18 protein-coding genes are annotated in these 21,674 nt (G+C 45.5%); 9 read left to right on the top strand and 9 right to left on the bottom strand.

From position 1 onward, the window contains the following. The first annotated feature begins 89 nt into the window (after positions 1-89). Positions 90-2,219, top strand: coding sequence for a LamG-like jellyroll fold domain-containing protein (locus EOPP23_RS00605; protein ID WP_194842443.1), 2,130 nt, complete (start codon positions 90-92; stop codon positions 2,217-2,219). Positions 2,220-2,257: 38 nt separating this feature from the next. On the opposite strand, the gene EOPP23_RS00600 is transcribed toward EOPP23_RS00605, so the two are convergent. Continuing rightward, entirely contained in the window at positions 2,258-3,385 is a 1,128-nt protein-coding gene (locus EOPP23_RS00600) for a pentapeptide repeat-containing protein (protein WP_153764037.1), read from the bottom strand. A 106-nt stretch (positions 3,386-3,491) separates the two neighbouring features. Beyond that, positions 3,492-3,890, bottom strand: coding sequence for a helix-turn-helix transcriptional regulator (locus tag EOPP23_RS00595; RefSeq protein ID WP_153764036.1), 399 nt, complete (start codon positions 3,888-3,890; stop codon positions 3,492-3,494). A gap of 318 nt (positions 3,891-4,208) precedes the next feature. Between EOPP23_RS00595 and EOPP23_RS00590 the strand changes: the two genes are divergently transcribed. Beyond that, positions 4,209-4,865 carry an HAD family phosphatase gene (locus EOPP23_RS00590; RefSeq protein ID WP_194842442.1) on the top strand — a complete coding sequence of 219 codons (657 nt, stop codon included), beginning with the start codon at positions 4,209-4,211 and terminating at the stop codon, positions 4,863-4,865. Here EOPP23_RS00590 and EOPP23_RS00585 read toward each other — a convergent pair. From EOPP23_RS00585 to EOPP23_RS00565, 5 genes are all read right to left on the bottom strand, one after another. Next, positions 4,862-5,878, bottom strand: a complete 1,017-nt coding sequence (locus EOPP23_RS00585) for an ABC transporter ATP-binding protein (RefSeq protein WP_153764034.1) — start codon at positions 5,876-5,878, stop codon at positions 4,862-4,864. The genes EOPP23_RS00590 and EOPP23_RS00585 overlap by 4 nt on opposite strands. Beyond that, positions 5,878-6,429 (bottom strand): ABC transporter permease, encoded by a 552-nt coding sequence (locus EOPP23_RS00580; protein ID WP_228550514.1) that lies wholly within the window; start codon positions 6,427-6,429, stop codon positions 5,878-5,880. The genes EOPP23_RS00585 and EOPP23_RS00580 overlap by 1 nt, the downstream gene beginning before the upstream one ends. A 214-nt stretch (positions 6,430-6,643) precedes the next feature. After that, positions 6,644-7,492 carry an ABC transporter permease subunit gene (locus tag EOPP23_RS00575; RefSeq protein ID WP_153764291.1) on the bottom strand — a complete coding sequence of 283 codons (849 nt, stop codon included), beginning with the start codon at positions 7,490-7,492 and terminating at the stop codon, positions 6,644-6,646. 7 nt (positions 7,493-7,499) lie between these two features. Next, positions 7,500-8,327: an alkaline phosphatase family protein gene (locus EOPP23_RS00570; RefSeq protein WP_370514570.1), complete on the bottom strand. Its 828-nt coding sequence runs from the start codon at positions 8,325-8,327 to the stop codon at positions 7,500-7,502. 29 nt (positions 8,328-8,356) lie between these two features. Next, positions 8,357-9,397 carry an ABC transporter substrate-binding protein gene (locus EOPP23_RS00565; protein ID WP_153764032.1) on the bottom strand — a complete coding sequence of 347 codons (1,041 nt, stop codon included), beginning with the start codon at positions 9,395-9,397 and terminating at the stop codon, positions 8,357-8,359. A gap of 630 nt (positions 9,398-10,027) precedes the next feature. Here EOPP23_RS00565 and EOPP23_RS00560 point away from each other — a divergent pair. From EOPP23_RS00560 to gorA, 4 genes are all read left to right on the top strand, one after another. Beyond that, a complete protein-coding gene (locus EOPP23_RS00560) occupies positions 10,028-11,713 on the top strand; it encodes an NAD-dependent malic enzyme (protein ID WP_153764031.1) in 1,686 nt (561 codons plus the stop codon). Between the two features lie 413 nt (positions 11,714-12,126). After that, a complete protein-coding gene (locus EOPP23_RS00555) occupies positions 12,127-13,440 on the top strand; it encodes a dicarboxylate/amino acid:cation symporter (protein ID WP_153764030.1) in 1,314 nt (437 codons plus the stop codon). Between the two features lie 153 nt (positions 13,441-13,593). After that, positions 13,594-15,027: a hypothetical protein gene (locus tag EOPP23_RS00550; protein ID WP_153764029.1), complete on the top strand. Its 1,434-nt coding sequence runs from the start codon at positions 13,594-13,596 to the stop codon at positions 15,025-15,027. A gap of 699 nt (positions 15,028-15,726) precedes the next feature. Next, positions 15,727-17,094, top strand: a complete 1,368-nt coding sequence (gene gorA / locus EOPP23_RS00545; protein WP_153764028.1) for a glutathione-disulfide reductase — start codon at positions 15,727-15,729, stop codon at positions 17,092-17,094. Positions 17,095-17,182: 88 nt separating this feature from the next. On the opposite strand, the gene EOPP23_RS00540 is transcribed toward gorA, so the two are convergent. Both EOPP23_RS00540 and EOPP23_RS00535 read right to left on the bottom strand, forming a co-directional pair. Then, positions 17,183-17,620, bottom strand: a complete 438-nt coding sequence (locus EOPP23_RS00540) for a GNAT family N-acetyltransferase (RefSeq protein WP_228550513.1) — start codon at positions 17,618-17,620, stop codon at positions 17,183-17,185. Positions 17,621-17,703: 83 nt separating this feature from the next. Next, positions 17,704-18,537 carry a helix-turn-helix domain-containing protein gene (locus EOPP23_RS00535; protein WP_153764027.1) on the bottom strand — a complete coding sequence of 278 codons (834 nt, stop codon included), beginning with the start codon at positions 18,535-18,537 and terminating at the stop codon, positions 17,704-17,706. 275 nt (positions 18,538-18,812) lie between these two features. Here EOPP23_RS00535 and EOPP23_RS00530 point away from each other — a divergent pair, with 275 nt between their 5' ends. The 3 genes from EOPP23_RS00530 (at position 18,813) to EOPP23_RS00520 (ending at position 21,645) form a co-directional block, all read left to right on the top strand. Further along, on the top strand, positions 18,813-19,217 hold the full coding sequence (locus EOPP23_RS00530; protein ID WP_153764026.1) for a nuclear transport factor 2 family protein: 405 nt from the start codon (positions 18,813-18,815) through the stop codon (positions 19,215-19,217). A gap of 88 nt (positions 19,218-19,305) precedes the next feature. Then, positions 19,306-19,920, top strand: a complete 615-nt coding sequence (locus EOPP23_RS00525; RefSeq protein ID WP_153764025.1) for a TetR/AcrR family transcriptional regulator — start codon at positions 19,306-19,308, stop codon at positions 19,918-19,920. A 108-nt stretch (positions 19,921-20,028) separates the two neighbouring features. Then, on the top strand, positions 20,029-21,645 hold the full coding sequence (locus EOPP23_RS00520; RefSeq protein ID WP_153764024.1) for a peptide ABC transporter substrate-binding protein: 1,617 nt from the start codon (positions 20,029-20,031) through the stop codon (positions 21,643-21,645). Positions 21,646-21,674 lie beyond the last annotated feature (29 nt).

Here is a 21,674-nt window from a genome sequence, read left to right as displayed (position 1 = left end):
AACCTTAATTAATAAAAAGATCATGATTTTTCATGGCAATAGTCGCTAAACTGGTTTTATCCACCTGGAAATCTTTCAAAGAGCCCATCATGAATAAAACATCAGGCGGAAGTATTCTTAAGGTAGATTTATTAAGCCCTGAAGAAATTGATCAATATACTGTTGCAAATTTAAAGCTGGATTCAGGAAAAGAGTCAGGTATTACCGTCAGTACTGATTCCCACTGCCTGAATATAAGCGCTGCCACATACGAAGAGCACTCGGAGTTACTGTCTTACAGTTATGATCTGCTGACGACTCAGGGATTCAGATTGCACAGACAACTATCATTTCTTATCGACGCTTCTTCCAAACCTGCGGTAATCGCTGAGCTGACCATTTCTACTTCACCTCCCGATGATCATCAGCTGCCTTCAGAACTGCTACACGTTAATATAAATAGTTCAAATCAGGTTCACTCTGATAAACCTGAACCCGTCATAAGCAAAACGCATGAGCCAGCATTATTACCCCTTCAGACAAAAGCCACCGAAACTCAGCAACAACAGGATGACAGTGAGCAGTTAACCATTGAGACTGGTAGCTTTGATATTTCAGTAATAGATGACACACCGGTGTTGTTTACTGACAGTGACTTCCAGTTTCAAACAGAAGCCTTATCGTTTGAGCTCGCCATAACCGGTCAGCCAGAAACAGGGCAACTGTTGTTCAACAACCGTTTACTGAGCTCCAGACAAACAATTACCCGCTCGGACTTGCTGACAGGTCGACTGAAATATGAGCCTGGTTCAGAGCAACCCTTCCCCATGGTTGCAACCTTCTCTTTTCAGGCAACGATTATTGGAGCAACTCATCCTGAAGAAATCACCCCGGTACCAGCTATGCCGTTGATTAAAAGAAAATCAATGCTCGAAGAAATCTCTCTGGCATTCAGTTGCAATACTGGAGCCGGCCTTAAGCTACTTGATGAGTCAGGGCATCAGAATCACGCAATGCTGGCTGGTGATGCCAGCTGGATGACCTGCAGAAAACACAGTGGCAGTACATTCGCTATGAATGGCACAGAAGGCTGCGCAGAAATTACACCACTCGAAACCGGAGGCCCGATGACAATTACTGCCTGGGTTCGGTTTAATGAGTTCACTCAGCCATGGTCGAGAATTATTGATCTGGGTAATGGGCCTGCGGATAACAACATCATTCTCAGCCACCTTGATACAGGAAACGGTTTGAGCTTTAGAGTTTATTCCGACGACAGTAATCACTATAACGCTCTGGAGGTTAATGATTTTTTTCAGCAAGAGCAGTGGGTGCATATAGCGGCAACGATAGACGAGTCAGGCTTAATGTCTGTCTATCGCAACGGATCTTTGATCAAATCCAGAAAAGGCGCCGTTCCGCAAAAAATGTTTCGTACCGGTAACTATCTGGGGAAAAGTCATTGGGCTGGTGACGGTTATCTTAATGGTAATATTGATGACTTGCTGATGACCAGCTGCTGTCTCGGCTCTGATGCCATCATGGCTATCTATCTGGCTGATACCGTTGAGAACGCATTAGGGCTGAACTTCTATACCTCAGGCCTTGAACCCGAAAAGCTGATTGGTACACTGGAAGCGGCTGACTCTGACCAGAAGGACTCTGATCAGCAAATTAGCTTTTCAATGGTTGACGATGCTGGCGGCTTATTCATTATCGATGGCCAAACAGGTGATATTCGAACAACAGGCTCCCCTTCTACAGTGAAGCCTGTCTACAAGATTCAGGTTCTTGCTGACTCAGAGCTCCATTCTGAAACACTCGATATTAAGGTTCTGATAACAAACCACTCAGTACAGAAGCAACCCAAGGCGAAAACTGATCAGGTCGCTTTTGATGCCCCACCACTATCACTGGAATTTCTGTCAAAGCTGGTGCAGAAAGATGAGACTATTGCTCAATCGATCATCATCGAGGATTTACCGGAAGGCTGTGAACTGGAGGATGATTTTGAGCGGGTAAAAACCGATGGTCACCCTGTTAACATCAGTACCTGGAACCTGGATGAGTTAACGTTCTTCCCCTCTGAAGACACGCCCGAACACTTCACAGCATCCGTCGTTATCCATAACATGGATAAAAAAGGGAAAGATCAAAAAGAGCCGGAGCTGATTACTCTGGACATCAATTGGCCAGAGCAAACCGCTGACGTGATGAACATTGGCAGAAGTTCGTTATAACCGCTTTTATAAAAGAGTTCGCCTACAGAAACCTGTAATTATTCAATGCTGGTTTCACTGTCCAGACCTGTGTGGCTCATATTCCATTGACTGAAATCGGAATCACGAATAATGGCGCCGACAAAGGCACTTCGGTCAAACCGGGCATCGCTTAGCTCAAGCTGATTCATCGAGAGGTGATCGAGCCTGCAATGGCTGAAAACAGGTGCCTGATCAAGGCTGTAACACTCTTTCATTTCCCCCTTCTCAAACACAACCTTGTCAAACAGGGTTCCATCCATCAGGCAGGAGTCCAGATCAACCCGAATAAACTGACTGTTGGTGATACGGGTTTTGACCATTTTAGGCAATTGAAACTCGGTATCGCTCATTGATACCAGGTTGAGCACTGCTCCAGAGAAGATAGGCCCTGCCTGAAAGCTTTCACAACCACGAAACTGGCAGTCATCAATCAAGGCATTCTTGAAGCTGGTATTGGTCAATGTGCAGTTTCTGAACTCCATATTCCTCAGTTCACAGGATTCCATATCCGCATCATCAAAAAAACCATGAACGACCTGACTACTGTACAGCCTGAGGCCTTTGCAGGAACTGCCATGAAAACTCTGGGCACCCATATTGCAACTATCAATAATGCCATTATCAAGGCAACTGCCGTCCATATTTACAGCGAAGAGATTGCAATCAACAATCCTGATATTTTTCAGCTGACAGAACCTTAAATCAGAGCCCTCAAGGTTTGAATCTTCAAAAATACAATCCACTAAATCGGCATTACGAAAATCGGCTCCGGCAAGGTTACACCCTTTGAACCTCGCCCCTCTCAGCTTACTGTTACGGAAATTGCAGTGAGTCAGGTCTGTCTGGTTAAAACAGATTCGTTCCAGGTCACGTTCTTTTAGCAGTTCATTGCGCAGGGAAGCATGGGGAGGAACATTCATTCCAGGATGCAGCTGCTCTGACAGTTCTTTTCTGGCGACCAGAACAGGATCGGGAATAAGCCTGGCTTCAACAGCAGGTTTAACCGCAACTTTATAGTTCTTTACACCTTTGAGCTTGATGGTAATCGAGCTATCAAGACCTTGCGCTTTTTGGCCATCAATATCCAGAACTGGAACCTGGCCAGCTTTTGCTGATTTTTTATCATTTTTATCGGAAGTAGACACAGGCTGTCCTTTGCAGAATGAAGTCTGCTAGAAAAGTCGCCCAGAAATGAAAAACATTTAGGATTTGTTGCTACCTGTATAATTTTTGACTATACAGGCAGCGATGTCAGGAGGGTTCGCCGGAAGGCTGATCCTGATCTGCCTTGGGCTGATTGCCACATTCGGAATCAGTACCATGGCACTCTTCAAGAACATGGCTACAGAGATCAAGAACTACATGACGGATATGATGGTCATCCAGTTCATAAAGTACCTGCTTGCCTCTTCTATTGGATTTGAGAATTCTGGCTTCTCTCAATCCACGAAGGTGGTGGCTGGTCAGCGGCTGTGACATACCCGTCAGTTCTGACAGGCAACACACAGGCTGAGGCGTATCCAGGCATGCCATAACCAGCCTCAGGCGACCTTCGTCACCAAGAAGCCTGAAGAGTGAGGCAACTCTGGTCAAATGATCTTTGGATAAATCCGGAAGATCTGTACTGCAGACATGGTTCTGATCAGTCATAAATTTGTTTCGTTACAATTACTTATTCAAATTTTTTGTGATTCACAAGAGCTATTTATCATTCCTTCACTATCTAGATTAGGCTATTCCAAAAAAGCTATTGTGTATCAAGAATTACATTTTAGAGTAGATTTCAGTCATCTGCTGACGGAAATCGACATTTACTTAATATCGAATCATTTTTCATGACATCGATTAATGAAAATGTCTCACTCTAAAGTTAAAGTCCCAGCCTGATTCTCACAGGCTTAATTGAACAATAGTACAAGCCTGCTGAAGAATCTCATCCCCTCAAAACTCTGCATGTGGAGTAGCTCCATGCTGAACGACTTACAGGCCATCATTTTCGACATGGATGGACTGATTTTTGATACAGAGAAGTATCACAGAGCCTGCTGGCAGGAAGCAGGGAAAAGCTTCGGCTATGGCATCGACGACACCTTCCTCAAGCAGTGTGCTTCACTCACAGGACAGAACACCCTGAGATTGCTTAAGGATACATTCGGCGAGCAGTGTCCTGCTGAGGCTCTTCACTTACACAAGCGAAAGCTTTTTAACCAAAAAATAGGCCTGGCAACCATCGAGTTAAAACCCGGGTTTGCGGAATTATTCAGCTGGCTGAGAGCCCAACCAGTGAAGCTGGGCCTTGTAACCTCTTCACGGCAACAGACTGTACACCATAACTTTGTTGGTATGGATGCTTTGGACGCATTCAATACTATTGTCACCGGAGAACAGGTAACAAACAGCAAGCCTGACCCTGAACCATACAGCAGAGCCTGCCGACTGCTTGGCGTTGATCCAGCAAAGGTAATGGTCTTTGAAGATTCCAACAATGGTGCTCTTTCAGCGATCAGAGCAGGCTGTAAGGCCGTCATGGTTCCTGATTTTTCCTCACCTGTAGAAGAAGTGGCTGAAAAGGCTCATGCCATTATCGATAGCCTTGAACAGGCCAGAGGTCTGATTGACCTCTAATCCACTTCCCTGATTTCCTGAGCGTTAAACAGGAGCTGTAGCTCAGCTCCTGTCGCAAACAATCGTTCAGAGCTGCGGTTCAGCAAATCTACCTTTAACTCCAACCCCGCCACCTCAACACGATAACGAATCACATTACCAAGCAACAGGCTGTCCATAACTTTCCCCTTAACCGGATGCCTAACATGTTCCGGGTAATTACGGCCGTCCTCACGTACATAGATTGACTCGGGTCTCACGGCAATCTGATGGTCACTGGTGATACCCAACAATGTTCGTGCCTGGTGATTATCCAGCAGGTTGTAGTTCCCAATAAAGCGCACAGCAAATGAATTGGATGGCTCAGTATAAATCTGCTCAGCCGTTCCATCCTGAACGATCTTCCCTTCATTCATTAAAAGAATCCGGTCCGAAATGGTCAGAGCTTCTTCCTGATCATGAGTTACAAACAAAGCCGTAAGGTTGAGTTCCTTTTGAATAGTCCTCAGCTGAACCCGGAGTTTTTTCCGTATTCGAGTATCCAGAGCCGAAAACGGTTCATCCATCAGCAGTATTTTTGGTTTGAGTACCAGAGAGCGGGCAAGAGCAACTCGCTGGCATTGCCCACCGGACAATTCAGCCGGGTATTTTTGTTCCTTGCCCTGCAATTCCACCAGCGCAATAACTTCCTCTATTAATGAGCTCTGCTGGGTTACTGGTAGCTTCTTCATTTTCAGGCCAAAACCAATGTTGTCCCAAACCGTCATATTGGGAAACAGGGCATAGCTCTGAAAAACCATAGCTATTCCCCTGAGCCTTGGAGGCTCAGACGTTATATTATTCTCATTAATGAAGATCTCACCACTATCAGGTGTGGTGAGCCCGGCTATGCACCGCAGAAGAGTCGATTTGCCACAACCTGATGGTCCCAGAAAAGTAGCAAATTCCCCTTGAGCAATATGAAAGCTGATCTCTGAAAAGACCTGTGATTCCTGAAACGCCTTCGTCAGTTTCTCAACCCGGAGTGCCATCATCAGACTTTCCCCCACTTACTGGCCAGCAACGTTAAAACCATCAATATGAGAAAGTAGCTCATTACAATCGCACTGCTGAAATGACCACTGAAGAAACGCATGTTGAAAAGATAAACCTGAATGGTCTCGAACTGACTTCCTACCAGAATATTGGCGAAAACGAACTCGCCAAAGAGCAGTGAGAAGCAAAGGAAAACGGAAACCAGAATACCCGTTTTTAAATTGGGCAAAATAACAGTAACGAACAACCTGAAAGGTCCAGCACCCAATAACCGAGCCGCATCCATCAGACCTTGCAGATCCAGTGCATCAAGATTATTAGCAATAGCTCTGTACATAAACGGCAATGCCAGTGTGAAGTAGGCACCGGATAACAACCAGGGAGTTCCCGTCAGAAGCAGAGGTTCTTCAGAAAACAACTCAAGCAGCCCAACGGACGAGACAACTGGCGGGACCGAAAAAGGTAATAAAACCAACAGATTCATTACTGGTTTTAAAGAAGGGTAATAGGCAAAAACAACAAAGCTTGCTGGAAGAACTGTCAATATCATTAATATTAACGTTCCACTGCAAACCAGTAGAGAATGACCTATAGCTATCACAAACCGAGGATCGGAAAGCAGCTTAAAATACCATTTTAACGTGAGCTGATCTGGTATTAACCCTGTAGACCAATGATCACTTAATGAATAGAGCAGTGTACCAAGTAACGGCAATAGCAGAACTATTACATAACAAGAAATAATAAGCCGGTAAGCAGGATGATTACCCTCTGCCATAACGGCTCCTTATCGTCGCCAGCCATTCATTCGTAAGCGTGATGATCAATAATAAAATGACCAGTAATATCGAGAGCGCACTGGCCAACCAGGGATCGAGAAAAATATCACCGGAAATAAGATTATTAATACGGATAGTGATCAGGTTGTAGTTTCCAGCCGTTAGTGCAAAAGCTGTTGCCATAGTGCCCATGGCATTTGCGAATAAAATAATAAACGTCGCGAGTAAACTGCTACTGAGTACAGGCAAGCCAATGCTTATCCAGAATCGTGAATGACTGGCGCCAAGCAGGCTTGCTGCTTCCTGCCAGTCACTTCTAATAATGGAAAAGGCCGGAAGAATGAGCAGTATTGCCAGCGGAATCTGGAAATAGCTGTAAATAAGAACAAGGCCTGTGCCTGAGTAAAGATTCAAATTCAACTTCAACCCTGTTTCCAGTACCAGCAATGTTAAGAAGCCATTACTGCCAAGAATTATGACGAAAGCAAAAGCCAGAGGGACTCCCGAAAAGTTTGCCACCATATTAGAAAGCGTCAGCGCAAACTGCCTGACTCGACCTTCGCTCTTATACAAACTCCAGGCACAGGGAAGAGCCAGCAGTAAACCTGCACAACTGGAGTAAAGGCTGATACGCAGACTGTTCGTAACGCTCTGCATAAAGAACTTGCTGGAAAAAAGATAAGCGTAATTTCCCAGCCCCCATATTTCTCCCATATCTGCCTTGAAGCTGTTCACAAGAACCAGAGCAAAAGGCAAAATCTGAAATAAAAGAATGATTAGAAAAAATGGGATCAGGCACAACCATGCCAGACCAACTGTTCGCCAGATTTTCATACCACCCTCACGCCAAGCCCGGTCGTGAAGGCAACAATTTGCCATGATCTCTAATCCCCAGGGTTTCGCAAACAATGCCACAGATATGCAACTGCTCTGGCTGAAGATCGTCCAGCCAGCTAAAACTGTCTCCCAGTAAAAACAGCGGAACCTCTCTCTCCTCTCTGGTAGTTCCTCCATGATTACACTCAGCATTCATTCCGTGATCACTGGTGACCAGTATTTGATAGCCCAGAGGCAGCCACTTCTGCATATATTCGGCCAGCACCGTATCAACTGTTTTGGCTGCCAGATGATAGTCTGCAGATAGTAAACCTGACCTGTGTCCGGCGTGATCGATGTTCATTGGATGAATAAGAAGAAAGTCAGGGTCGTTGTTTACTCTCAGATGCTCAGCATCAGCAAAGAGATGGCTGTCAGGGTACTGCTCCTGCCAATAGAAAATACCATGCTGTATCAGTTGTTCAGGGTCGTTTTGATACCTGCCTTCCATCATCTCAAAAGGGCAATCGTTGTATAATTCACTAACCCAGTGAAAAGCGGCAGCGGCGGTCGTCAGTTTCTGACTTCTAGCGAGAGAAAAAATACTTTCAATTCTGGAGTTGCGAATAATATCGTTATGAACCACCCCGTGGTCTATGGGTCTGGTACCCGTAATAATGGTTTCATACATGGGTCTAGATAAGCTGGGAAGTTCACAGCGGAGCTTAAATAACCGCGCTTTAAAAAGCTCGACATAGGCCATCAGGTTACCCAGACAATCTCTGGCTACCTCGTAGTTCAGACCATCGAGAATAATCAGTATCACTTTTTCAGACGGAGTGTTTTCAGGCACACAATACCCCATACAACACAGTGGTTGAATCAGTTGAAATGAACCAGAACATGTTCCTGCCACATATATGACAGTTCTCGAATACTTCGACGCCACTCTTTAATATTGGAAATACGACGGGCATTTTTATATTGCTCGTCAGGTAAAAGTTCTGAGCGTATTTTCTCGGGAATATCTATATCTCTTATTGGCCGTGCCAGACCCCGGGCAAGATTAAGCTGACCACTGTCACTCAGGATGTACTCCCGAGCCAGCCTTGCTGCATTAGGGTGTCTGGCCCATTTGTTGATAATAGTGCTGTAACCACTGGTAATAGCACCATCTGAAGGGATAAACACAGCAAAACGCTCTGCATTGATCCTGGAGCGATAGTTGAGCGCGTTAAAATCCCATAATGTGGCAACTTCTATCTCCCCCCTTTCAATATTTGAAAGAGTGGGCGACACCATACTGAGCCGCTTCTCTTTGGCCAGCTGTGCAAACAGCTTAATACCTGGCATCAGGTTTCTCTCACTCCCTCCCATTGCTATGGCCGCCGAGAGAACAGCATTGGTTGGCTGACTGCCAATACCGACTGGCCCCACTGATAACTTATATGGGCTTTTTAACAGCTCAGACCAACTGCGGGGTATCTTCTTAACCTTTTCTCTATTAACGATGAAAGCCATGGTTCCCGTATAGGACAGTACCCAGTGTCCTTCAGGGTCTTTCGCCCATTCTGGAATGTCTTCCCAGTTTTCTGTTTTATGTGGCAGGGTTACCTTTTGCGCCTTGGCAAGGCCGGCAAATTCATAACCACTGTCGCCCATATCCAGTGTTGAATGTTTCTTCTCGGCCTTTATTTTGTATATCACCTCCGCGCTACTCATATCAGTATCCCTGCAGGTGACGCCGAACAAACTCTTCATGTCTCTCCAGGTTTGCCCCCAGTTCGCCCAGTCATCAGGCATGGTGGCTGTCATCAGCACACCTTCCTTACGCGCTAATTGCGATAACTGCTCAAAAGCAGCCTGTGCACAACCACAGCAGAACAGAAGCAGCCAAAGTAAAAACCAGTTGCGGAGCGGCATACATGAAATGAACCATATATCAGAGAGTGACCAAGTATGGTGCAAATCCAATATCTGTCAGAAAGGAGAAGAGAGGTATTTCAAAAAAGTAGATGGGGAGAATTTCTTATGAAAAAAAACAGTCAAGCGAATGGGAGTTACTGCTCGGGTATGGATATTCAAAAAACACCATACAAAAAACCTTCCCACTCACTTGTAACTGACCACTTTTTATTTTTATTGTCGGTCAGTGCATGGCCTCTATTATTTTTATTATGGCCAATTTTGTTTTTGTACCTGTATATATACAACTGTCGTGCCAACTTTTTTATTTATACCGCCAGCCCCCTATGCACGTAGGTTTACGTAACAACCTTCGAAAAGCGCACGCACTTTTTGAGAAAGAATTCTGTTACCTCACACTGAAGAGGTGTAACTGCAGGATGACTACGTAACACTCTTCCCCACACAAACGACATCTGACTTTTTTATAGGCAACTAGTTACAAAAATACCTATAACTTCGGCTTTCCCTGTCTGTTTCTGACCACTAACAGGATTTATCCTTAGCTGCACAAAATCGGACACCAACCTCTCCTGGCTTTATTGCTACTTCACCTGCCCGATTGGCTTTATCACTGGCACAAAAACAATGACTGACACCCACATAAACAGTATTCATACTGGCCTTTCCGGACGCATCCTGCTCGAAAACCCTCTGCTGAATAAAGGTACAGCCTTTACTGAAGAGGAACGCAGCGAACTCGACCTCCACGGCCTGCTTCCCCCGAAAGTAGAAACCCTCGAAGAACAGTGTCGAAGGGCTTACAAAGCTTTTGCCATCAAACCGACACCGATTCTGAAGCATATTTACCTGCGTTCATTACAGGACACCAACGAGACCCTGTTCTACGCACTGGTACAGCGTCATCTGCAGGAAATGCTACCCATCATTTATACGCCGGTTGTCGGCCAGGCCTGTCAGCGTTACAGCGACCTCTACCGTCGCCCTCGTGGTCTTTACATCTCATACCCTGAACGCGATCGTATTGACGCCATGCTGGCCAACTTCAAACGTAACATTGAAGTTATCGTAGTCACCGATGGCGAACGTATTCTTGGCCTGGGTGATCAGGGCATCGGTGGCATGGGCATCTGCATTGGTAAACTGTCTCTATACTCTGCCGTTGGCGGTATTACTCCAAACCTGACACTGCCGATCGCTCTCGACTGTGGCACCAATAACCAGAAACTGCTGGATGATCCTAATTACCTGGGCTGGCGTCACCCTCGTATTCAGGAGGATGAGTACTTCGAATTTCTTGAGCTTTTTATCAAAGCTCTTAAACGTCGTTGGCCTAATGCCCTACTGCAATTCGAAGATTTCGCTATCAACCATGCGACACCATTGTTGGAAAAGTACCGCGACGAGCTGTGCACCTTTAACGACGATATTCAGGGAACAGCTGGTGTTACTGCAGCAACACTGGTTGCAGCAGCCAAAGCAGCAGGGAAGTCCGTTGAGAACCTGAAAGTTGCCTTCCTTGGTGCCGGTTCCGCAGGTTGCGGTATTGCTGAACAGATCATCCGACTGATGATCAGCAATGGACTTTCCGAGCAGGAAGCCAGAAGTCGTATCTATATGGTTGACCGTGATGGTCTGGTAAACGACCAGCATGAAAACCTGCGCCCTTTCCAGCAGAAACTGGCTCAGAGCCAGACAACTATCCAAAGCTGGAGCTGTGGTGACTCAGCATCCCTGATGGACGTAGTTCGTCACGCCAAGCCTGATGCCATTATTGGTGTGTCCGGTCAACCTGGCCTGTTTACTCAGGAAATCATTGAGCTGATGGCTGAAAACCATAAACAGCCCATCGTATTTCCACTGTCTAACCCGATCAGTCAGGTAGAAGCACTGCCAGAAGACATCATCAAGTGGACTGACGGCAAAGCCCTGATTGCCACAGGCAGTCCATTTGACCCGGTACAGTACAAGGAAAACAGTTACCCTGTTGCCCAGTGCAACAACATCTATATTTTCCCTGGTCTGGGGCTGGGTGTTCTGGCATCCGGTGCCTCCCGTATTTCTGACAGTATGCTGGATGCAGCGGTAGAAACACTGGCACTGTCTTCTCCTGCCCTGATCAGCAAAGACGCACCTCTGTTACCACTGCTGGATCGCATTCAGCAGGTCACCAATGACATTGCTCTTGCTGTTGCCCTCCAGGCACAAAAAGAAGGTCTGGCTACTGTGACCGAAATGACAGAACTCGAACATCGCATCAGAAGTAAACGCTGGCACCCTGAGTACAAACGTATTCGTATGTCTTTCTGCTAAAGCTGTTTTTCTACTTAAACTGTCTTTCTACTAAAAAGCATCAGCGTCCATAGAACACCACTATGGACGCTTTTATTACTATTGCCTCATTACCCTATTGATTCATATCAGTACGTTTTTCACTTAAAACAGCTGAAAGCGGCTAAAACAGTCTTAAAACCCCAGTTTATTTGCCTGCAAAAGCAACCATTCTCGAAAAATAAACGCTTCAATAGCACCCTATGGTTATCGATTAGCCAATTATTGACTCGTATCAACCGTATTATTTCCAAGCCTGCTTAAGCTGTGCCGCCTCAGAATAAATACTTAATCAGCTAATTGAAAACCCTGCAATCACACTATTATTAGTGTCGAGTTCCACAGGAATGGTTCGGCAGGAAAGAACTATTTGTCAGGCAAATCAGGATAATTCTATGAAGCGTTGGAGCAGTTTATCCCTTACAGCAAAGGTGCTGATAGGTATGGTCACAGGATTGTTGATCGGCCTTATCATGAGACAGTTTTCAGGCAGCATTTTTGTTGAACAATATCTTGTCGGTGGCATATTTCACGTCATTGGGAAGATATTTCTGGTATCCCTGAAAATGATTGTTGTCCCTCTCGTCTTTGCATCCATAGTCTGTGGTGCCTGTTCGCTCAAGGACATCAGCGTACTGGGTCGTTTGGGTATCAAAACCGTTGTTTTCTATCTGGCTACTACCTGTATTGCTATCAGCCTCGCCATGGGGCTCGCCTTCCTTGTCGGTCCGGGTATTGGCGCAAACCTTGAAAGTACATCCGAGTTCGCTTCAAAAACTGCTCCTTCTATTTCTGAAGTTATTATCGGAATGTTCCCCACAAACCCTATTGAAGCTATGGCTGAGGGTAATACGCTTCAGATTATCGTTTTTTCACTACTGTTCGGTATCGCTATTGCCGCAGCAGGCAAGCCTGCCGAGCCTATCGCCAAGCTGTTTGTCGCTCTTAATGAAGTGATGATGAAGCTGGTTACCCTGATTATGCACCTTGCACCGTACGGTGTTATGAGCCTGATGGCGAAGCTGTTCTTCACTATTAACCTTGGTGCTATAGGCAACCTGATTCAGTACTTCCTGGTGGTGCTCGGAGCTCTTGCACTGCAGCTATTCATTACCTATATAGGCCTATTGAAAGCGTTCACCGGACTGAGCCCCTGGCTGTTTCTTACCAAGATTCAGGACGCCTTTATGTTTGCCTTCTCAACAGCTTCCAGTAACGCCACTATCCCAGTGACTCTCGAAGCCGTCACTCGTCGTATGGGTGTGTCCAACAAGGTAGCATCATTTACTGTCCCTCTGGGCAGCACCATTAACATGGACGGCACTGCAATTATGCAGGGCGCTGCCACCGTATTTATTGCTCAGGCTTTTGGTGTTGACCTGTCCATGGGCGACTACATGATGGTCATCGTCACAGCAACACTGGCATCTATAGGCACAGCTGGTGTACCAGGTGTTGGTCTGGTTATGCTGGCAATGGTGCTGCAACAGGTTGGTTTACCGCTGGAAGGCATTGCTCTGATCATGGGTGTGGATCGTCTGCTGGATATGGTTCGCACCGCAGTCAATATTACTGGCGATAGTGTTGTCAGCTGTATTGTTGCCAAGAGTGAAAAAGAGCTCGATTTCGATGTCTTCAATAACGTGCATGCGGCCGTGGATGAAGAGCATATAGACTTCCACCATATTGGCGAAGACGCTCAACGCTGATTGTTTGAATCTCTATTATGGCCGGTATATCCGGCCTTTTTTTATGCCTCAGAAATACCATTGGTCGACTGACTCTTCATAAAACTATTCAAAGCTCATATTCACCTATACTCCTGAGCTACTTCGATTCGGATGAAGTTTCTGGAGCCATATATGCCGAATGTACGAGCGTCTATTCTTTTATGTTTTCTTATGACACCACTGTTCGCAAACTCGCTGCCAGTAAATGACTATCGCAGCACTCAGGGTGAAGAGTGGTATCCGGTTACTTCAGGTTATGGGGATGGTTACGAGTACACCTATCGCGAAATCCTAACCGACAAAGCAACACCTGCTACAGGCTTACGACCAAAGTCATCCAGCTGTCCGAATGACGATGAAGACATCTCTAACTTCAGCAGGCTTCATCCACTGACTTTTTATATCAGCCCGAATCAGACCGGTGTAAATTATTACAATCAATCGGGTCACCAGCAGAGTGCCTACATAAACCTATTGAGCCTTAAGCTGTCTCAGCCATTTATGAACAGCCGAAATAGCTCTTTCTTTGCACAAGCAGCAGTGAACAATTCAATTTATGGCTGTGAAACCTGGGAAGAATCCACAGAGTCAGAAATAGGCTGCCGATTTAAGCCTGCAAGAATTGATCTCGAGGGTGACCATTATCATGTCACTCAGTATGATTTTGAAAGTAACAAAAATGCCTGCCAAATCAGCACAGGTAACCGGTTATCTATCTATGAAGTCAAAGAAACAATTCCTACTTCAGCACTCTCTGCAGAACTTACAGCTACTTCAAACCCCAACACTTTATTGAACTTCGAGAGACGTGCCAAAAGAGATCTTGAAGCAACCTACGCCATCAGAAGCACTGAGGATATAGTCAACTTCCCCATGGCCATGGCAAGAAGAAGTTCAGATGGAGACAGTGAGCTGTTCCGCTGCAATATTGATTTGAACCTTGGCTATCAGCGATTTCAAAACAGGATACTGCTCAACTGCTTCAACCTGAAAGCCAAAGACAGCTCCATCATTCACCATGCGAAAGACACCTACCAGGGTATCTGTGACCTCGATAAAGGCACCTGTATTGACGCGCCTCTCACTCACCATGATGAGCGTATAGCTGGGATTAACTGGGCAAAAGAAACCTTTATTTTTGCCTATCAAATTGAAGACGATTCCGGAAACTGCAAAAGCTACTCCGAGTGTTTCTATGAAGCAAAGATAGGTTCCACAGAAGCGGTTCCCCCTCCTCCTGATCAGTGTCAGCGGAAGTCCTTTGAACCTGAAGAATATGCACCTGTTCTATACATAACAGACGACCAACAGATAGCTTTCTCAAAACTTATGGATGAGAGCCTGATGTATAAGCTGCATATCTATTTTGACTACGGCAATAATAGCAAGCCGGTTCGTGTGCTTGATGCCAGCCCCAAGTTTCAGCATCTATACGACAATGAAGAAATTTATCTGGAGCAGGTGCTTCACGTTGGTAACGAATATCGGTTATACGGCTATGTAGCGGATCATGAAGGTCAAAAGAGCTTTGAACTGAAGTACAGAAAAACGAGAGAGGCAAGGTAAAAGAGGCGTTTTTAAAAACAGAAAAAGTTTTGAAAAGAAAAAGCGGATTGGTTTGCAGGCTGTGTGGTTAATGGCTTTAGTTTCCTTCCTTAGCCGCCCGGTTTGCTCGCGTTGCTTTGCGCAATCTTCTCAGCTTTCCGGTTTCCCTGTTGGTAGCTACACCACAAAAAAACACCCTGTAAACCAATCCGCTTGTACTGCTACCGACCCTTATTATTTTTATTGTCAGTCGATATTCTTTGCCTGTTATTATTTTTATTAGTGGCAAATTTTTTGGTTGTGCTCGTATATATACAAACCCTGTGCCAACTTTTTTAAAACTCTCTGCACCCCTTGTGATACGTAGTTTCCACAAAAAACGACATTGATACGGTAACAGTAGGACTACTCCAAAAGCGTTACCTCGCACACTTTGTCAGTAACAGGTAAACACTCAAGTAACACCTTCGGTTTTAGTTTATTTTTCTGCACAGGGCAAAATGACACTTTTTTTGCCTATTGAGCACCACACCTGCATCTATTCAGTGCCACTTTTCTTCTAATAATCATTTTGCTCAGCAACCATCTCTTTAAGAAAAGTGGCACTCGTTGACGATAACTATCAGGATGATAAACAGAGCTAATTGGCCGATAGCCTTTTAAATCGCATACAGTGCCACTATATAAGTACTCAATTACAAATCTAACCTGGAATCCAGCATGAGCGCAGACACACATTTTGACTACCTCGTAATCGGCGGCGGTAGCGGCGGTATCGCAACAGCCAACCGTGCTTCCATGCATGGTGCAAAGGTTGGCCTGATCGAAGCCAAACACCTTGGCGGCACTTGCGTGAACGTAGGCTGCGTTCCAAAGAAAGCCATGTGGTTTGCCGGCCAGATCTCTGATGCCGTTCAATATGGTCCTGACTACGGCTTTGACCTGAATCGCGAAGAAATTCTAAAAAGCTTCAGTTGGAAAAAGATGTGTGAAAGCCGTGATGCTTACATCGGTCGTATTCACCAGTCTTACGATCGTGTGCTGGGTAACAACAAGGTAGCAGTCATCAAAGGTTACGGCCGCTTTGTTGATGCCAAAACCGTTGAAGTTAATGGCACTCAATACACTGCAGACCATATCACCATCGCTACCGGTGGCCAGCCTGCTGTTCCTCAAATCCCTGGCGCTGAACTCGGTATAGATTCCGATGGCTTCTTTGACCTGGAAGACCGTCCAAACCGTGTAGCTGTTTTGGGTGCGGGCTATATTGCTGTAGAAGTTGCCGGTGTACTGCATGCGCTGGGCAGTGAAACTCACCTGCTGGTTCGCAAACACAAGCCTCTGCGTACGTTTGATGAGATGCTTTCCGACACTCTGGTTGAAGTCATGGAAGCTGAAGGACCAAAGCTGCACACGCACTCTGTTCCAAAAGAAATCACCAAAGAAGGTGACGGCAGCCTGACTGTTCATCTGGAAAACGGCAGCTCACTCAATGTTGATACCGTGATCTGGGCGGCAGGTCGCAAGCCGCATACCTCAGGCATTAACCTTGAAGTCACTGGTGTGGAAACCAATGAAAGAGGTTATATCCCGGTTGATAAGTTCCAGAACACCAACGTTTCCGGCATTTATGCCGTAGGCGACAATATCGGTAAGATTGAGCTGACCCCTGTTGCTGTAGCAGCTGGCCGTCGTCTTTCTGAAAGACTGTTCAACAATAAACCTGAAGAGCATTTGAACTACGACAATGTTGCCACTGTTGTATTCAGTCACCCACCTATCGGTACAGTGGGTCTTTCCGAGCAGGAAGCCATCGAACAGCACGGCGATGAAAACGTTAAAGTCTACAAGAGCAGCTTTACTGCCATGTACAGTGCCCTGACCAGCCACCGTCAACCAAGCCGAATGAAACTGGTGACAGTAGGCGAAGAAGAGAAAATCGTCGGCATTCACTCCATCGGTCATGGTTCTGATGAAATGCTGCAAGGATTTGCTGTTGCTCTGAAGATGGGTGCTACCAAGGCAGACTTTGATAATACGATTGCTATTCATCCAACGTCTTCTGAAGAATTTGTGACGATGCGATAACCAAAGCATTAAGATAATTCTTAGTGCCCCAGTTTGTTGGGGTACTAAGAAGTTCAATTCACTGGATACACTCCAGACACTGAAAAAGTTAACTTGCGTATCTTAGCCGTAAAATCTCTTGACCCGTTTCCAGATGAATGTCTTCAGATATCAGTTTGAATCCATATCTGGAATAAAAATTACGCCCGATTGAATTGGCTTTGAATACTTCCAGCTCAAGTTCCTGATGGAGCTCTGCAGCTTTGTCCATCAGCTTTTTACCGATTCCTTTTCCATGCCGTTCCGGCTGAACAAAAAGTGCTCCAACCTCGTTACCGAGTAGTGCAATGAATCCCATGACAGAACCATTCTCTTCAGCAACCCAGGTATCAGCATTCGGCAGATACAGTTTGGGGATATCGTGGCGAACTTTGTCTACGAATGCCGAAGTCAAAAAAGGGTGCGCTAAACTATTTGCCTCTTCCCAAGTCGAAAGAACGCTCTGAAGGTCAGAGTCAGTGTAGGGTCTAATGATCAGTGTCATCATGATTCCTTAAGAGTCAGATTTAATTCGGAATCAAGACTAATCACTCGAAGCGCTTGTGGATTGAATAATCGCGACAATCTTTCTTACTCTTCAAAGTCCCCATACACATCAATGGTCAAATCACGCTGTTTCAGGTAATTGTTCGGGGTAGCCTGAATGGTTGATTTTAAATAGCGGATAAGATGAGGCTGGTCACTGAAACCGAATTTTGCCGCTATATCGGACCAGTCTAGCGAGTTCTCTTTACGTCGATGCAGATAAGTAAGCAGATCATCCAGCGTACGCATAGAGTTATATTGCTTAAGAGTAAGCCCTGTTACTCGCAAGAACGATCGTTCAATCGTTCTTCGTGAGCAATGCAGATGTGTATTTAGTGCAGCTATCTCGACATACTTCAGTAAAGACAGTGTCGTACGCACCAACTTACTGAACTTATCTTCGTGAGCATTTACCAATAAAGGCCGCAACCATTCGTCCAGCATGGCACAGAGCCTATGAATACTGTTTGAAGTTGATGTATTTGATGCCTGGTCGATCAAAGATGCGTTGAAAGAACCAAAGAAATCAGGGTTCTCTATGATTTGATTCAGTTGAGGCTGGTCTGAAGTTAGAGACAAAGAGTAAAAAGCCCCTACCCGAAACTTGACCCCAATAAACATGAAAGGATCGGCGTGATGCAGCTGCACACTGTGCTTACTCGGCAGTAACAAATGGGGACCGAAGCCTGATGTATCGATTTCATTCATAGTGTAATGATAGGGCTGATCTATCGGAGCCAGTATGAGATGAGCTTCAGGGTACGGGTTTAATCTAGGGGAATCGTGACTTATATCTGTATTGGTTTTTTCTAGAAACCAATAACAGTCAACGTACTGAGCGATCTCGGAATCAAGAGGCGGATGTTTCCAGTTTTTCATCACTCAATTTCACAGGCAGGCTAAGAAGTTACTCTATCACAGACGTCAAACCGTGACGGCTGCAAAGAAATCCATGGTATTTTTTACTATCCAGTAGACGACTTCATGCTGCTATACACAACGTGTTTTAAGAAAACACGCCTCCATTCAGCTCTTACTTTTCAATGGTTAATGAATTTCATAACAATCAGTACAAAAAATCATTGACTAAGATCTCTTATTTCAATTTAATAACGGTCATTACAAAATTAAATCACTTTGAAGATGTAAGAGAAATGACCAAATCTACCCATACCAATGAAGCGATCCGTGCAGCCATGGATCACCTGATCGACCGCGCCACCCACTTCGATGTTGATGCTCTGGAGACTATTTATCACCGGGATTTCCACACGACTCTGGTCATGCCAGATAGCACCGTGCAGACCTATAACAAACAGGAATTTATTACCCACTTCAGAAAACAGACAGAAGAAGGCAAAACCCAATTAAATACCTGGGCCGACTGGCATGACTTCCATGTTCTGGGTGACACCGCTGTATGTGTACTGAGCCGTATACACAGTGGAATGAACGGCGAAGAGATGAAACTGCTTTGCAATATTGAGTTTCGTTTTGAAGACGAACGTTGGCAGGTTATTCGTGAACAGATTTTTCTGCGCCCACTGTCTGAAGGTTAAAGAAACTATCCAGCACCACGCCCTTGATGTTACCTGGTAGTCATCATTTAATGTCTGGCTTAATAGTTTGAGTCGGACATAGACCTAAATGGCCCCAAGCAAGAAAGTAGGACGCCCAAGAAATTTCGATATCGATACCGCTCTTCAGTGCGCTATCCATGTGTTCTGGGAAAAAGGCTACGACGGCGCATCCATGAAAGACCTGACTCAGGCTATGGGTATCAACAGCCCTAGCCTTTACTCAGTATTTGGTGATAAAAAAGGTCTCTATATTCAGGCGATTCAGCGTTATATGAACAATGAATCCTGCGGCCCTATGGACGCTTTTGAGTCTGAAGAAAGTATAGAAAAAGCCATCTGTGCTTTTATGAAGGCAACTCTGGATTACGCCACTGAAACGCCGGAACATCTGGGCTGTTTTATGACTAACTGCGTATCCACCAGCGCCGGAACCGTTGAAGGTGTGCAGGAGCTTCTTCAGGAAGCTATTCTGGCAGCTGATCTCAGGCTAGCCGCCCGTTTTGACAGTGAGAAGAATGCTGGCAACTTGCCAGAAAACTTCCCTTCTCTTGAACGTGCTCGCCTGATGTTCGATCTACGTCAGGGCTACGTTTTAAGAGCAAGGGCTGGCACCAGCCGTGAAGCCATGCTATCTGATCTCAGTTTTCGAGTTCAGATGATTCTGAATACAGTGATAATTTAGAACTTATGTTCGACCACTTCTCGCGCCAATTCCGCGTAAAAAAGGAATAGCAACATGCTATTCATATGCTACCTTACAAGCTTTCATTCGAATGATTGTTGACTTCCAATGACTAGCCTGACGCCTACAGTCATAGGGCTATGCGCCCTAATTCTTAGCCTGAACCTGCAGGCTGCCGACTTGCCCAATGGGATACACCTCGCTGATAACCAAACCATCAAACGAACCCTTCACGGTGACCCCGAATCTCTCGACCCACACCTTGCTATTGGCATACCTGAAGACCATGTGATCAGAGAGCTGTTTGAAGGGCTGGTAACTCAAGACCTTCAAGGAAATATCATTCCTGGCCAGGCGGAGTCATGGCAAGCCAGCACAGATGGCAAAGTCTGGACTTTTAATATTCGTAAGGGACTTAAATGGTCTGACGGCAAGGCACTAAACGCCCATGACTTTGTCTACAGTTTCAGAAGATTGGCTAACCCTGAAACAGCTTCACCCTATGCCTGGTATCTGGCATCTATGTCAATTAAAAACGCCAACTCCATCACTAAAGGCATAACCCCTCCCTCTGAACTGGGGATACGGGCACAATCTGATCATCAACTTGTACTGGAGCTCTCTCAACCTACGCCATACCTGCTCCCCATGCTAACTCACCGCTCCGTTAAACCAGTTCCCCGGCACGCTACGGAAAGACATGGCAAAAACTGGGTTATGGCAAACAATATCGTTGTGAACGGCCCCTTTATACTGAGCAAGCGGGTCATCAGGGAATTCCTGACTCTTGATCGCAACAATAATTACTGGAATAACAACAAAACAGTCCTGACTCAGGTAACTTTTCTGCCTATCGAAAGCGAAACAGCCGCCTTATTAAGATACAAGGCAAATGAAGTAGACATAGTTTCCGGGATACCCGCCAGCCACTATAAATCTCTGGCTAACAAAGTGCCTGACCAGTTGAAATCAACTCCAACACTCAGTACTTACTACCTGACCTTCAATACCAGAAAGCCTCCCCTTAATAATAAAAAGGTAAGAAAAGCTCTCGCTTTTGCCATTAATAGAGAAAAGATTGCAAGCAGTATTCTTGGTCTGGGTCAGAAGCCCGCTTATACCTTTACACCACCAACAGTGACCGGTTTTATCCCCCCTATTCCTGATTATCAGGCTATGTCTGACAGCGAAAGGATTTATCTTGCCAGAGAGCTGTTAGAAGACGCTGGTTACAACAAGAAAAGCCCTCTCAAACTGACTTATCTCTATAACAACACGGGCATCAACCGTCTAATAGCCATTGCTGTTCAGGAGATGTGGCAAAAGCATTTACCTGTTGTTCTAACCCTGGAAAGTCAGGAATGGGCAACCTATCTGCAAAATAAGCTTTCAGGCAACTACCAGATTGCTCGGGCACTTTGGGGCGGTGACTACGATGATGCTATGACCATGCTGGATAACCACACACCGGAACATGCCAATAACAGCAGTTTCTACAACAGCCCTGCCTATAATCAGCTGCTCAACGAAGCTGGTGTAACTCTCGACAGAAAGCAGAGAAACCAGCTCTACGTTAAGGCTGAACTGATTCTGGCCAATGACATGCCTATAGCTCCCGTTTTTTGGAACAGCAACAACTATCTGATCAAACCTGACATTCGAGGTGTCAGCTATACAAATCCTGAAGGAAGAATTTATTCAAAAGATATTTATCGAGTGAAATAAAAACAGTTACTAACACGTTTGAGTCCAGA

Source organism: Endozoicomonas sp. OPT23, assembly GCF_009653635.1.
Taxonomy (GTDB): Bacteria; Pseudomonadota; Gammaproteobacteria; order Pseudomonadales; family Endozoicomonadaceae; genus Endozoicomonas_A.
This window is presented reverse-complemented; position numbering and strand designations above follow the sequence as displayed.

Bases quoted from the DNA above. Each gene is read 5' to 3' on its own strand.
- EOPP23_RS00530 (WP_153764026.1), top strand. From the start codon at position 18,813: ATGACCAAATCTACCCATACCAATGAAGCGATCCGTGCAGCCATGGAT.
- EOPP23_RS00560 (WP_153764031.1), top strand. From the start codon at position 10,028: ATGACTGACACCCACATAAACAGTATTCATACTGGCCTTTCCGGACGC.
- gorA (WP_153764028.1), top strand. From the start codon at position 15,727: ATGAGCGCAGACACACATTTTGACTACCTCGTAATCGGCGGCGGTAGC.
- EOPP23_RS00580 (WP_228550514.1), bottom strand. From the start codon at position 6,429: ATGATATTGACAGTTCTTCCAGCAAGCTTTGTTGTTTTTGCCTATTAC.
- EOPP23_RS00590 (WP_194842442.1), top strand. From the start codon at position 4,209: ATGCTGAACGACTTACAGGCCATCATTTTCGACATGGATGGACTGATT.
- EOPP23_RS00520 (WP_153764024.1), top strand. From the start codon at position 20,029: ATGACTAGCCTGACGCCTACAGTCATAGGGCTATGCGCCCTAATTCTT.
- EOPP23_RS00595 (WP_153764036.1), bottom strand. From the start codon at position 3,890: ATGACTGATCAGAACCATGTCTGCAGTACAGATCTTCCGGATTTATCC.
- EOPP23_RS00540 (WP_228550513.1), bottom strand. From the start codon at position 17,620: ATGATGACACTGATCATTAGACCCTACACTGACTCTGACCTTCAGAGC.
- EOPP23_RS00575 (WP_153764291.1), bottom strand. From the start codon at position 7,492: ATGAAAATCTGGCGAACAGTTGGTCTGGCATGGTTGTGCCTGATCCCA.
- EOPP23_RS00550 (WP_153764029.1), top strand. From the start codon at position 13,594: ATGCCGAATGTACGAGCGTCTATTCTTTTATGTTTTCTTATGACACCA.
- EOPP23_RS00535 (WP_153764027.1), bottom strand. From the start codon at position 18,537: ATGAAAAACTGGAAACATCCGCCTCTTGATTCCGAGATCGCTCAGTAC.
- EOPP23_RS00555 (WP_153764030.1), top strand. From the start codon at position 12,127: ATGAAGCGTTGGAGCAGTTTATCCCTTACAGCAAAGGTGCTGATAGGT.
- EOPP23_RS00585 (WP_153764034.1), bottom strand. From the start codon at position 5,878: ATGATGGCACTCCGGGTTGAGAAACTGACGAAGGCGTTTCAGGAATCA.
- EOPP23_RS00565 (WP_153764032.1), bottom strand. From the start codon at position 9,397: ATGCCGCTCCGCAACTGGTTTTTACTTTGGCTGCTTCTGTTCTGCTGT.
- EOPP23_RS00605 (WP_194842443.1), top strand. From the start codon at position 90: ATGAATAAAACATCAGGCGGAAGTATTCTTAAGGTAGATTTATTAAGC.
- EOPP23_RS00525 (WP_153764025.1), top strand. From the start codon at position 19,306: ATGGCCCCAAGCAAGAAAGTAGGACGCCCAAGAAATTTCGATATCGAT.